Source organism: Providencia sp. 2024EL-00732, assembly GCF_044006275.1.
In the GTDB taxonomy this organism is placed as follows: domain Bacteria; phylum Pseudomonadota; class Gammaproteobacteria; order Enterobacterales; family Enterobacteriaceae; genus Providencia; species Providencia huashanensis.
This window is the reverse complement of the sequence record NZ_JBIPDG010000001.1, coordinates 660,473-672,578: the sequence shown is the minus strand read 5'-3', so window position 1 is coordinate 672,578 and position 12,106 is coordinate 660,473. Positions and strand designations below refer to the sequence as shown.

The following is a 12,106-nucleotide window of genomic DNA, read 5'->3' as shown; positions in this document are numbered from 1 at the left end:
GATAGCTTGATTTCTACGAACCATTATAAATGTACCTTAATGACATTATATTTCATTGAGGTAAATTGATGACGACAATAAATTATCCCCATAAATTCGAAGTTGGTGATATTGTATTTACCAGTATCGGAACAGAATTGTTTCGCCAGATAGCCTCTGCTTCACAATGCTGGAGCAACCATGTCGGCATGATTGTAGGCCATGATGGAGATGACTATTTAATCGCTGAAAGCCGTGTTCCACTATCAACCACAACTACCTTATCCCGTTTTATTTCTCGGTCATCTGATAAGCGCTATAGTGTACGGCGACTCAGACAGTCATTGACCCAAGAACAGAAAAAAGCGTTAGTCGCACAAGTACCACCACGTTTAAATAAATTTTACCATACGGGGTTTAATTATGATTCTTCGAGGCAATTTTGTTCAAAATTCGTGTTTGATATATACCAATCAGCGCTATCTATCCAAATTGGCGAAATTGAAACCTTTGAGGCTTTATTAACCAAAAACCCAAACGCCAAATTAAACTTTTGGAAATTATGGTTTATTGGACACATCCCTTGGGAACGTACAACCGTTACTCCAGCGAGTTTATGGCATCACCCTGAATTATCACTAGTGTACCGTAGCCATCAAGATATCCATTAAAACACCATGTGGAAAGCTATATTCGCCATATTAGTTTTGTATAGAGATAAGAAATGCATTGCTCGTCATTAAACAAATTTGCTGCATAATTTGTGCTAACAACGCATCATCTATTTGTTCGCGCTCTAATCGCTTGAGTAATGGCTTGCGTGCAACAACAAAGCCTAATACTTGGCCGATTAATGTATGGGCGCGAATAATTGCAGTTTGCTCATCAACCGAATGAGCCAATTGAACGAGGCTAGATAACCTAATATGAAAAGGCTCAATAAAATCACGATAAATAACATCATAATTTTCTGTCGGTTCTAACTGCTCCCGAAGGATCAATACTGAGTAATATTCATGTTCAGGTAATAGTAATGCATTACCCAATCCTTTAATCAATAAACATGCCAATTGATTTATTTGCTCATTTTCCACAACAGACTGTGTTTTTATCTTTGCCATCTGATCATCAAATAGCTGAATATTACTCGCTTGGGATAAATCAGCGGCTATTTTTTGGATAACAGCGGTATAAACGCCCAATTTCCCGCCCATATGATACGGAATTGCAGACTGGTTAACTCCTGCATTTTCAGCTAGTTGTCGCGTCCTTACACCATTAATACCATGAAGAGCAAACTGTTTAATCCCTTCATTGACTAACTTTTCTTTGGTTGACTCAGAAGAAAGTGTATTTTTATTGGTTTCAGTCATATCCCGCTGTTATTCCATCAATTAATTATCTGCCCGCATAAGATAAGTTGAATTATGATTCAGTTCAATACCCTGACCTTGACCAACGACGACAGTTCCACCCAAATTACATAAATGGTAACCAAATGCGCAATTAGGTTCAAAGGCAAATGTCATACCTGCTTTTAACACCAGCTCACGACCAGGGTTCGGTAAACGCTCTAATTGGCGATACTTTTGTGCAATAGGTAAAGACTCGATACCCGGCGCAGTACCAAAACCAATTGGCCCATATGGGTTAATACTGTGGATCAACGGGTGAACATGCCATCCTTTTGATTTTAAAAGAGGCTGTTCCATTTTATCGACCACTTCCCCAAAAGTGACACCTTCTTTCAGATTTTCAACGCCTATTTCATAGCATTCCCGTGCGACGGCTGCAGCCTTTTCGAGGTTAGGGTGAATTTTCCCTACAGCGACTGCGGCTTGGTGTTGTGTTTCATACATCCCATACAGTGCAAATATTTCACTCAAGACAATATCACCTTGCTCAATTTTACGCGGTGGCTGTGAACGATATTGCCAAGCAGGTTGCCCCCAACCAATATACTCAGGGCCAGAACCCATTAAAATTTCGGCAGTAAACCCGCCCATGGACAAACACTTGGCTGTCACTGCTGCGGCAATATCGGCTTCTGAGTGACCGACCAACGCAGTTGCGCGCATTGATTCACTCATTGCTTCACCAATCATCGCAGCATATCTTACATGCTCTAATTCTTCGGCACTTTTCACTGAAGCTAACTGGAAAAAATGTTTATACACAGGCACAAAATTAAGTTGAGGTAAGCGTTCTTTGATACCTGTTAACGTGTTATAAGGCATCGCCCCATCAAAATAAAATGGGGGATAAGGTTCCAAACCCACCACACCGATATTCGCATTGGCTGATACCCCTAAATCAACAAATATTTGTGCAATATTTCGCCCTGTTTTACCCACAATAATCTGCTCTGGCGAGATCCATTGTACATCGCCCCGCATCTGCGCTTGCATATGGTCAGCCACCATCATTGGCGCAAATGTCACCACCAGCGGTGCTTTATCTTGATGAAAAATCACGACGGAACCTAAGCGGTCATTAGTAAAGTAGTGGTCAATACAAAAAGGTGCTGGCGCAGCTGACTCCCTATCCCCATAAATCATTAAGACTTCTAGGTCATTTAACTGCATGATTTTCCTTGCTATCCCCCACCTTCTATCACGTTCTTCAAAAGAAAAGGGGCTTGGAACAGCTATTGTATTCATCATCATCTCTCTTTATATTTAATTCATTTGAATGAATTAAATATAAGCCTGAGTAATCCCCTTTGTCAAACAATCATATGAACATATCGTGCGGATCAGGGAATTAAAAAATGGGTATTTAGTGAGGCATTAACGATAGCAAATACACTCAGATAAATGTATTTGCTATCATTGATTAACTATAAGCGCAGTTTTACGACTAAAATTATTTCTTTTTATTTAACATTGATTTTAAATCTGCAAAGGGATTGTAAGTTGCGGCTTCAACATCATCTTGCGCATCCTCCCCTGCGACCACGCGTGTACCGTACTGGTCAGCTTCCGTATACTTGGAGTGTTCATGGTCATGACAAAACAGACACAATAATTCCCAATTGCTACCATCTTCTGGGTTATTGGTGTGGTCATGGTCGATATGATGAACCGTTAATTCGCGTAAATTTGAATACACAAACTCCCGAGTACATCGCCCACATATCCACGGGTAAATTTTAAGTGCTTTCTCACGGTAGCCGCTTTCCAAGCGCGCATAGTTTTTTGGGATCACTGCCATTGCCAATGTTACCTATAATAAAAAACAACTTTACGATGATTTCTTTAATATACCCTATCTGGGAACAAAAGGAGAAATGCAAAAAGTAGAATTTTAATCAACTGATCAACGTGCCTGACATATAGAACCACATTAAACACCAGTTACCTATGTCTTGTGTAGCTCAGGTGTTTTTTGATACCCCCCAAAAGTCAGCTGCTGAGACTACCCTCAGCAGACATAACAATAATAAAATTTATTTTCTATCCTCAATAATCATTGCTGCTGCACGCTCTGCAATCATTATCGTTGGCGCATTCGTATTACCACTTGGGATCTCTGGTATGACAGAGCAATCCACCACCCGTAAATTCTTAATACCATGAACCCTTAAACGTAAATCTGTTACCGAATTTGTTGTTTCTGTTCCCATGCGGCAAGTTCCCACGGGGTGATAAACCGTTTTACAAAAATTACGGACAAACTCTTCTAACTGCCGTTCATCATCATATACCGCCGCAGGAGGCATCAAAATATCTTTGCTTACCGCTTGCAATGACGGTGAATTGAGCACTTCTAAACCAAATTTAACTGCTCGTTTGCAACCTTCCATATCTTCAGGCGAAGCAAGATAATTTGCATGAATTTTTAACGGGACGAGAGGGTCACGACTACGCAATAAAACTTCACCACGGGATTTGGGTTGAAGATACCCCACTTTCAATGTAAAACCGTGAGTCGCTGGTAATGGCTCACCAGGAACATCATCCCAGCTATCCAATATAGGAAGAAAATGGATTTGTACATCAGGGCGCCCTTGGTTACAACTGTCTTTAAACGCAGCACCTTCTAATACATTAGAGGCTAATAGCCCACTACGAAAGACCATCCATTCCAGTCCATGTTTAATCGCATTTAGCCCTTGGTCCGCACCAAATAAGCTAATTGGTTGTTTGGTTGTCACGTTAATTGACATATGCAAATGGTCATGAAAATTTTTGCCAACAGGCAGATTTGCAACGGTATCAATACCCAGACTGGAAAGATGTTCTTCTGGCCCAATGCCTGACAACATCAATAGTTTTGCTGACCCCATCGCGCCTGAACAAATAAGAACTTCATTTGTTGCAAACGCTTCTATTTCATGTCCACTTTTCCCTTGATAAGCAACACCAACAGCACAGCCATTACGGATAATAATGCGGTTAACTTGTGCATTCAGTTTTAGCGTGAGTTTTTCGCTATTTTCCACCGATTTTAAATATGTTTTTGAAGTGCTGGCTCTTTCACCATTGTGGGTTGTAGTTTGGTAAAAACCAGTACCCTGCTGGCTTCCCCCATTGAGGTCATTAACATAAGGTAATCCGTGTTCTTGTGACGCACGAATAAATGCCATCGATAGTGGGTGCCGGTACCTGTTCTCACTCACAGGGAGAGGCCCTTCGGTTCCATGATACTCACCTGTCAGGCTTTCGTTACGCTCCGCTTTTTTAAACCACGGGAGCACATCATCGTAACCCCAACCTTCGCAACCATAATTTTGAGCCCAATTATCGTAATCTTGTTTTTGGCCGCGGATATAAATCATGCCATTTACAGAGCTACTTCCCCCAAGAACTTTCCCTTGAGCAATCTGCATTTTACGGTTGTTCGCATGAGCTTCCGGTTCGGTTTCGTAAGGCCAGCTTTTTTGTGCAATAATTTTAGCCACGCCTGCTGGCATACGAATAAACATGTGGTTATCACTTCCTCCAGCTTCGAGAAGTAATACCCTAGCTTGAATGTTCTGAATCAATCGAGCAGCAAGAACACATCCCGCAGAGCCCGCACCGACAATAATATAGTCATATTTTTCTGTATTCATTTCCGATCCACCACCCAAAAGATTAACAATGCATTCCCATTAATTTAACAATAGCGCTTTTGATTTGTTAATGTATGAATAATATTTAGTTAATGTGATTTAAATCAAAAATAATTTCCGACTTTAACTATTTAAAGGGATATTAATTAGTGGCTATATATGGTGTTTTTTACGGATTAATTGACGGTAAATTGACGATAACCAAAACGTCATTAACCCTTTATTAATAGGTTAACATTTAATTAGTCATCCAACGGTGATAGGGAAGAAATGTCATTTAACTCTAATTGTATTAAAGAAGCTTCTTATAGGTAAGAAGCTTCTTTAACATGTGATGATAAGAAATAAACCTATTACAAAACTAGGGGATTTAGCGCAACTACTTCGTTGAAAGCTCTCTACGGATGATTTCTGCTCCGGCACTTAACGCATTGAGTTTACCGCTAGCCACTTGACGAGATAATGGAGCCATACCACAGTTTGTCGAAGGGTAAAGTTTATCTGCATCAACAAACTCAAGGGCTTTACGTAATGTGTTCGCAACCTCTTCAGGGGTTTCTATCGTATTTGTTGCCACATCAATGGCCCCTACCATCACTTTTTTACCACGGATCAGTTCGATCAAATCCATAGGAACACGTGAGTTATGACACTCTAAAGAAATGATGTCGATATTCGAAGTTTGCAGTTTAGGAAATGCTTCTTCATACTGCCGCCACTCTGTTCCCAACGATTTTTTCCAATCTGTGTTGGCTTTAATGCCATAGCCATAACAGATATGAACAGCAGTTTCACATTTTAGCCCTTCAATAGCTCTTTCTAATGCCGCTATTCCCCAATCATTAACTTCATCAAAGAAAACATTAAAAGCGGGTTCATCAAACTGGATAATATCAACCCCTGCCGCCTCAAGCTCTTTTGCTTCTTGATTGAGGATTTTAGCAAATTCCCAAGCCAGTTTTTCACGACTTTTATAGTGGTTATCGTACAGCGTGTCGATCATCGTCATCGGGCCTGGCAGAGCCCATTTAATCGGTTGGTTAGTTAACTGACGTAGAAATTTGGCATCTTCCACAAAGACAGGTTTTTGGCGCGCAACGGCACCAACAACGGTAGGAACACTTGCCTCATAACGGTCACGAATTTTAACCACCTGACGTTTCTCAAAATCAACGCCGCTAAGGTGTTCAATAAATGTCGTCACAAAATGCTGGCGTGTTTGCTCACCATCGCTAACAATATCAATCCCTGCCCGTAGCTGATCGTCCAAAGATAAACGAAGCGCGTCTTGTTTTCCCTCAATTAATTCATCATTCTGTAATTTCCAAGGAGACCAAAGTTTCTCCGGTTCAGCAAGCCATGAAGGTTTCGGTAAGCTACCTGCAGTGGATGTTGGTAATAATATTTTCATAATAATTGACCTTAAATTTTTAAATTAATCAAAGCACGCAGTTAGCAGACCATTTCTCTAGAATATGTTTGTAGGGTTCAATAAAGTGTTCTTCGGTATATTTCCCCTGCTCAATAGCCAGTCGGCTACGTTCTTCGCGGTCATAAACAATTTTTGTTAATGAATAATCTTGGTTCGTCAAACTCGGTTGATAGCATTGCCCTGCGACAGAGTTCGCATTATAAATTTCAGGGCGATAAATTTTCTGGAATGTTTCCATCGTGCTGATTGTGCCAATCAACTCAATATTGCTGTAATCATTCAGCAAATCCCCCGTAAAATAAAAGGCCAACGGTGCAACACTATTTTTCGGCATGAAATAGCGAACCTGTAATCCCATTTTTTTAAAATATTTATCCGTTAATGAGCTACCATTTTGCTGATATTCTATCCCTAATACCGGGTGTTGATTTCCTGTACGGTGGTAAATGTCTTTATTTGATACACTTAAACATATCACTGGCGCCTTGTTAAAGCGCGCTTTATACTCATTTGAATTTACAAAATATTTAAAGATGTTCCCATGCAAATCACCAAAATTTTCGGGAAGACTAAAGTTTGTTTGGTTTTTATTATGGTCTAGCAATAGAACACTGAAATCATAGTCACGGACATAAGACGAAAAGTTATTTCCGACAAGTCCTTCTATCCTTTTACCCGTTTTTTTATCGATAATATTAGTTCTTAGTATTTCAATAACAGGAAAAGTATTGGCACTTTTTTCAACGCTCATCTCTACCGAAATAATTTCAATTTCGATTGAATAACGGTCACTTTTTGGGTTATCCCAATACGCTAGTGTATTAAAACGATTATTCATCATCACCAGCGTGTTACGTAAATTTTCTTGACGGTTTTCCCCTCTCGCTAAATTAGCAAAGTTGGTCGTAATGCGAGTATTTTCCGAAGGGTTATAATTCTCGTCGAAAACACTGCTTTTAATCTTAAAGGTAAAATCTTTATTCATCGTGTTTGTTGCATCCTAAGCGCCAAGATGGAAACGGAGCCTCGCTTTTAAAATCACGTTTCCATTTATCAATATTTATGTTGTCAATAAGTTAATGATTTTGAATAACCTAATTTATGCCAGAGCCGATGAATGAGTTAAAGCGACTTAATTTCATTTGGAACATGAGTTATCTTCATGATCAAAAGATCAGCATATAAAGACTGGAATATAAAGTGTTAATCGTGGTATCCAGAAAATGATTAGCTTTTGATTTTGTTGATAATTAATATCTAAGAACTGCTCCACATTTATAACATTTATTTTGATAAGAAACTTTATAATGTCGGAAGATAACCCCTTTTCCAGCGAGGTAATATCAAATTTTGCCATACCTCTTTGTAATTTTAACCATCACGACACCTTTAGTAGAACGCTCGCCTTTGAAGATTTATCTACCTCTACGTGATGATAATGATGATGGGTCACAATTCTCTGGTGTAATCTACTGCTGAAATGACGAAAACTTCGATGTGTGTGATGAAGCTATAGAATATCATCATCAATAATTTTCTCGGTGCTGTTGTTCGAAACTCTATCTTTTGTTGAAAATACCTCATTTGTTAAGCAAATATAAAGTGAGTTAAACAATTGATTTAAATGGATTTAGTCAATGGTTGATGTCCACATATTGACCACACTTATAAAGCCCCTTTTAATGAGAGGCTTTTTATTTTTCTTATTTTTCAAAATAATTGACATTATTCTAGGACTTTATCAATCAAACGTTCAATGATTGAGTGAATAACAGTTTGCTAGAAGCAGTTTATTACGATTAATTACTAATATCAGTATAAAAACCTTTGTTTTTTTATATTTTCATCACTTTTTTTAGATCATATTCATGTAACAGTAATAACATGAATTTCATTTTCAAAACTACCATAAGGATATTATATGTCTATGTCACATTTACTAAAAGATACTGTTTTACTCTTAAAAAAGAACGGTAAAAAAATTGATGACATCAAAGCTAGTGTTCAATCAAAAAAAATTATTATTATGCGGTCTGATATTTTAATTGAAACGGGTGATTTAATTCAAAGAAAAATGTCGAATGGTGGAGAAGAAACTTATGAGATTATTGACCCTGGCTTTTATGAGAGACACTCATCAATTCCTGCTCACTATCAAATTACATATAAAAAATTGGGTTTACCTGAAGCAGGACAAGCAGTAAAAGATATAACTTATAATTTTTATGGTTCAAATTCGAGAGTTAATAACCATTCAATAGATAACTCCTTAAATGTAGTAAATTTAAATTCTGATATTAATGATAGTATTTCACAACTACGTTTAGAGATAGAAAAATCAATCAATTGTTCAGAAAAAAAACAAGAAGCATTTGAAATTATAGATGCCGTAGAACAGCAATTTTCATCTGATAAACCAAGTAAAACTGTCGTAAAAACTTTGTTAGCAACACTTCCCTCAGTGGCTAGTGTTGCATCTATTGGTTCATTTTTATTAAGCTGTTTAGGTGGATAAATGAAACTTGATAAATATATTGAAGAAACAATAAAACAGATTATTACAGGTATTAATTCTGCTAAAGAATATGGTGATAAAAATAATGCTAAAGTAAACCCAGCCTCAGCAACATATCATAACCAAAACTCAAGCATGATCTATTGTATAGATACCGGGGTTCCAATCCAACAAATAGAATTTGATATTGTTGTGACTGTTAATGAAGGAAATAATACTACAGATGCACCAGTAATTACGGTTGGGTCATCCGCAATTTCTGGCAAGGAACAATACTCTGAAACAGCGAACAGTTCCACCAACAGAATAAAGTTTAGTATTCCTATACTATTACCAATATCTGGCACAAGAGAATAGTGTTTATATAAATACTAATCCCATTTTATAGTAACCCCTACACAGTAGGGGCTAAATCAAATAAAAATGGTCATAATAAACATTTGTTTATTTTAGATTTTTCATGCAAAGTCATAGGGTTAAGGTTTTTTGTGAATTTAATTAATCTTTCACTGTCATTGGAAAAAATGAATTCCTCCGCATTTTCTACATTACACTTACATATAATATCCGAAAATTCAGATAACTTATATATAATACTATTAAAATCTTTAGATGAAAAAATAATCGCAACATTAGGTGTTAAAGTAAACACTAATGTATCACTATTTAAAATATATGGAGCATCAGAACTAATAATCTGATTTTTTTTGGAGCAAAGAATATATATATATTCTTTTTTGTAAAATCAAATCCTGTATACACGAAAGGGATTACTAAATATCTATGAATTTTATAATAAGCTGAAATTAAATCATTTAATATACTCCTATCTATACCTGATACTTCTTCACTAAGCAATCCTATTAATTCAAAAAATTCAGTTCGTTGTTCTATCGTTATAATTTCACTACCTATTGATTTATTTAGATATGAAGGTAATTGATTTAAACTCATTGCAATTTCATTTAGCTTTGGTCTATGTTTTAAGCTTAAATCATCATCAAATTTTTTATTTCTATATAACATTATTCTGATATAAAATCTGGCTATTTTACTTAACACCTCATTTTTTATCATAACAAAACCAGCAGGGTGGCAGCGATAATAAGGTGAAACTATCCTTTCAATCTTAAAAAATGAATTTTTTTTGATATCGCCCAATTTTTATTTTTTATAGATTCAGTCGAAAATTTTTTCCGGCTTATATAATAGAAAGATAGCATACTAATAAATTCCTTATGAGTATTCTCTAATAAATTATAACATTCCTCAATTACTAATTCCCGCTCTCCATTAACGATTAACGTATGCCGTTCAAATTCAGCACATAGTCTTTTAGCTTTTAACTTTTGAAAGCCAAACTTTCTTTGCTTAGCATTAGAGGTTATCTTATTAAAAACGTAAGAAGACGACCCTCCTTTTAGGCTATTACATTTGAATTGTTTTATATATGTTTCAGGTAAAAAATGTTGATTTTTATGCGTGTCTTGCTTTATATCTTCTTTCATACTTCATCCTTTTTTCTCCAAAAAATTCCCACATCAAAACATCTCCATCTGCTTCTCACCCCGATGTGATTTAGGTAACTTTTCCATCGGGATCTCAAAGTCTTCTGGCAACTCTTGTGAGATTGTTTTTGTGAGATAAATCTCTACTGAGGTTATTGTCGTAAAAGAACAACCACACAAGCTTCTACGGGTTTCACTGCTCATGGATTTACTGGTTTTGGTATAAGTCACAGCGCCACACTGGGGACAATTGAACGCCATTTTATAACCTTGGGTTATGGGTATGCCTGATGTTATTATAATCAATTATCCGTCGCTTTGCTCATCATCCGTCATATCAATATCTTTGATTTTTATTTCCAGTTCCAAATGGGTAATAAATCCGTTCCCATCAATGGTGTGTGTCACTCGGCTAATCACCCACTGGTGACTATCAATGGTCGGTTTAAAGCCGGTTACCGTGACGGGCATTTCAGGGTATAGATCTGCGCGCCCCTCAGCCAAGGTGATATTAAATTCTGCTACGCCCCTTTGTAATTTTGACCACTTGGCCGCGGCGGCGCGTTTAGCGGATTGCTCATTTTTAAAGGTTTGTCGCATCACAAAAACGTTACCCTCCGCACCCTCGATGTAATCGCCCTCTTTTTTGCTCGACCATTAGCCCCAAAACTTAAAATCACTATTGTGATACTCACTAAAGATTTCTGACAAATTAAAATTTGTATAGTTATATTTAACTGTATTTCTACGAGATAAATTTGTCACTAATTCATCCAAAAATAGATTTATATCACTGCAATAGAGATTGGATGGCAAATCTGTAATGTGATAATCCCACTAATTACTATTTAATAATCGTTGAATCGTATTTTCATCAAAACGATATTTAATTATCTTCTCAGGAATGCCCACCAACAATGACACAAGGAGGAATGTCTTTAGTCACGACAGAGTTAGGAGTGATACTACAAAGGAAGAATTACCAAGATGCCTACGAATCCCACAAAAATAGCATTATTCATTTGAAAAATCCGTGTATTCACCAAGAGATATATGGCGGGGCTTATTTCCGCTAACTTGAATCATTCAGTTACCTTATTTCGGACAAACTATTATCAGAAGGAAGTCACGCCGGTGTAATAGTGTATCTTTTCGCAGCATTAGCCGACGACAAGGCCGTTGAATCATTAAAGAAATCACTCACTGAAGCCCGCAAAGGCAAGGCATTTAAGAATATCTTTGTCTATGCTGCCAATGGTGGCAAGGATGGGATTCAAATTTTACCTTTCTCCCAAATCAGTGCCAAAGATGAGTTTGTCGGTATCAAGGACACCACCCACGATGATTTGTTGGCTATGCACCGGATACCACCACAGCTGATGGGGATCATCCCGCAAGGCTCGGGCAGTCTTGGTGATGTTGAAAAGGCCGCAATGGTGTTTTGGTTCAATGAGTTATTACCACTAATGGAAAGCATGAAATCAATTAACGACATGCTAGGTGTTGAGGTGATCCGCTTTAAACAATATGCGTTGCTGGATTTCTTGACTCAGGCAAAGGGAAAAGAGCCGAATTATAAATAAACTAAAGATAAGCAAACTGAGTGATCCATTAAC

At 37.3% G+C, this 12,106-nt stretch carries 12 protein-coding genes and 2 pseudogenes; 4 read left to right on the top strand and 10 right to left on the bottom strand.

Annotation, left to right across the window (positions count from 1 at the left end):
- The first annotated feature begins 68 nt into the window (after nucleotides 1–68).
- Entirely contained in the window at nucleotides 69–650 is a 582-nt protein-coding gene (locus ACHB7C_RS03080; RefSeq protein ID WP_048607169.1) for a YebB family permuted papain-like enzyme, read from the top strand.
- 30 nt (nucleotides 651–680) lie between these two features.
- Here the strand turns inward: ACHB7C_RS03080 and ACHB7C_RS03075 are convergent, their stop codons facing one another.
- The 6 genes from ACHB7C_RS03075 to ACHB7C_RS03050 all read right to left on the bottom strand — a co-directional run bounded on the left by ACHB7C_RS03075 (nucleotide 681) and on the right by ACHB7C_RS03050 (nucleotide 7,452).
- Complete coding sequence (locus ACHB7C_RS03075) at nucleotides 681–1,352, bottom strand: CerR family C-terminal domain-containing protein (RefSeq protein WP_349483544.1); 672 nt, start codon at nucleotides 1,350–1,352, stop codon at nucleotides 681–683.
- A gap of 21 nt (nucleotides 1,353–1,373) precedes the next feature.
- Nucleotides 1,374–2,639, bottom strand: coding sequence for a Xaa-Pro peptidase family protein (locus tag ACHB7C_RS03070; protein WP_166684947.1), 1,266 nt, complete (start codon nucleotides 2,637–2,639; stop codon nucleotides 1,374–1,376).
- A 205-nt stretch (nucleotides 2,640–2,844) separates the two neighbouring features.
- Nucleotides 2,845–3,192 carry an HNH nuclease YajD gene (gene yajD, locus ACHB7C_RS03065; protein ID WP_042843825.1) on the bottom strand — a complete coding sequence of 116 codons (348 nt, stop codon included), beginning with the start codon at nucleotides 3,190–3,192 and terminating at the stop codon, nucleotides 2,845–2,847.
- A gap of 235 nt (nucleotides 3,193–3,427) precedes the next feature.
- Nucleotides 3,428–5,035 carry a GMC family oxidoreductase gene (locus tag ACHB7C_RS03060; RefSeq protein WP_166684921.1) on the bottom strand — a complete coding sequence of 536 codons (1,608 nt, stop codon included), beginning with the start codon at nucleotides 5,033–5,035 and terminating at the stop codon, nucleotides 3,428–3,430.
- 379 nt (nucleotides 5,036–5,414) lie between these two features.
- A complete protein-coding gene (locus ACHB7C_RS03055; RefSeq protein WP_042843827.1) occupies nucleotides 5,415–6,446 on the bottom strand; it encodes a methionine synthase in 1,032 nt (343 codons plus the stop codon).
- Between the two features lie 28 nt (nucleotides 6,447–6,474).
- Nucleotides 6,475–7,452, bottom strand: coding sequence for a DUF1852 domain-containing protein (locus ACHB7C_RS03050; RefSeq protein ID WP_131680002.1), 978 nt, complete (start codon nucleotides 7,450–7,452; stop codon nucleotides 6,475–6,477).
- A gap of 936 nt (nucleotides 7,453–8,388) precedes the next feature.
- Between ACHB7C_RS03050 and ACHB7C_RS03045 the strand changes: the two genes are divergently transcribed.
- Nucleotides 8,389–8,982: a hypothetical protein gene (locus ACHB7C_RS03045; RefSeq protein WP_395346361.1), complete on the top strand. Its 594-nt coding sequence runs from the start codon at nucleotides 8,389–8,391 to the stop codon at nucleotides 8,980–8,982.
- The gene (locus tag ACHB7C_RS03040) at nucleotides 8,983–9,339 is read left to right on the top strand and encodes a hypothetical protein (RefSeq protein WP_395346359.1); all 357 of its coding nucleotides are present in this window, start codon (nucleotides 8,983–8,985) and stop codon (nucleotides 9,337–9,339) included.
- A 309-nt stretch (nucleotides 9,340–9,648) separates the two neighbouring features.
- Here the strand turns inward: ACHB7C_RS03040 and ACHB7C_RS03035 are convergent, their stop codons facing one another.
- From ACHB7C_RS03035 to ACHB7C_RS03020, 4 genes and pseudogenes are all read right to left on the bottom strand, one after another.
- Nucleotides 9,649–10,059 carry a hypothetical protein gene (locus ACHB7C_RS03035; protein WP_395346357.1) on the bottom strand — a complete coding sequence of 137 codons (411 nt, stop codon included), beginning with the start codon at nucleotides 10,057–10,059 and terminating at the stop codon, nucleotides 9,649–9,651.
- Nucleotides 10,060–10,097: 38 nt separating this feature from the next.
- A complete protein-coding gene (locus tag ACHB7C_RS03030) occupies nucleotides 10,098–10,490 on the bottom strand; it encodes a hypothetical protein (protein WP_395346355.1) in 393 nt (130 codons plus the stop codon).
- A gap of 33 nt (nucleotides 10,491–10,523) precedes the next feature.
- Nucleotides 10,524–10,751 (bottom strand): hypothetical protein, encoded by a 228-nt coding sequence (locus tag ACHB7C_RS03025; RefSeq protein WP_210855208.1) that lies wholly within the window; start codon nucleotides 10,749–10,751, stop codon nucleotides 10,524–10,526.
- A gap of 45 nt (nucleotides 10,752–10,796) precedes the next feature.
- Nucleotides 10,797–11,144, bottom strand: a pseudogene (locus ACHB7C_RS03020) (phage late control D family protein); the annotation flags it as partial.
- A 302-nt stretch (nucleotides 11,145–11,446) separates the two neighbouring features.
- Here ACHB7C_RS03020 and ACHB7C_RS03015 point away from each other — a divergent pair.
- A pseudogene (locus tag ACHB7C_RS03015) lies at nucleotides 11,447–12,073 on the top strand (phage portal protein); the annotation flags it as partial.
- Nucleotides 12,074–12,106: the final 33 nt, after the last annotated feature.

Excerpts from the sequence above, each read along its gene's own strand:
- ACHB7C_RS03040 (WP_395346359.1), top strand. The coding sequence starts at position 8,983 with ATGAAACTTGATAAATATATTGAAGAAACAATAAAACAGATTATTACA.
- ACHB7C_RS03080 (WP_048607169.1), top strand. The coding sequence starts at position 69 with ATGACGACAATAAATTATCCCCATAAATTCGAAGTTGGTGATATTGTA.
- ACHB7C_RS03045 (WP_395346361.1), top strand. The coding sequence starts at position 8,389 with ATGTCTATGTCACATTTACTAAAAGATACTGTTTTACTCTTAAAAAAG.
- ACHB7C_RS03060 (WP_166684921.1), bottom strand. The coding sequence starts at position 5,035 with ATGAATACAGAAAAATATGACTATATTATTGTCGGTGCGGGCTCTGCG.
- ACHB7C_RS03075 (WP_349483544.1), bottom strand. The coding sequence starts at position 1,352 with ATGACTGAAACCAATAAAAATACACTTTCTTCTGAGTCAACCAAAGAA.
- ACHB7C_RS03030 (WP_395346355.1), bottom strand. The coding sequence starts at position 10,490 with ATGAAAGAAGATATAAAGCAAGACACGCATAAAAATCAACATTTTTTA.
- ACHB7C_RS03050 (WP_131680002.1), bottom strand. The coding sequence starts at position 7,452 with ATGAATAAAGATTTTACCTTTAAGATTAAAAGCAGTGTTTTCGACGAG.
- ACHB7C_RS03070 (WP_166684947.1), bottom strand. The coding sequence starts at position 2,639 with ATGAATACAATAGCTGTTCCAAGCCCCTTTTCTTTTGAAGAACGTGAT.
- ACHB7C_RS03025 (WP_210855208.1), bottom strand. The coding sequence starts at position 10,751 with ATGGCGTTCAATTGTCCCCAGTGTGGCGCTGTGACTTATACCAAAACC.
- ACHB7C_RS03055 (WP_042843827.1), bottom strand. The coding sequence starts at position 6,446 with ATGAAAATATTATTACCAACATCCACTGCAGGTAGCTTACCGAAACCT.
- yajD (WP_042843825.1), bottom strand. The coding sequence starts at position 3,192 with ATGGCAGTGATCCCAAAAAACTATGCGCGCTTGGAAAGCGGCTACCGT.
- ACHB7C_RS03035 (WP_395346357.1), bottom strand. The coding sequence starts at position 10,059 with ATGATAAAAAATGAGGTGTTAAGTAAAATAGCCAGATTTTATATCAGA.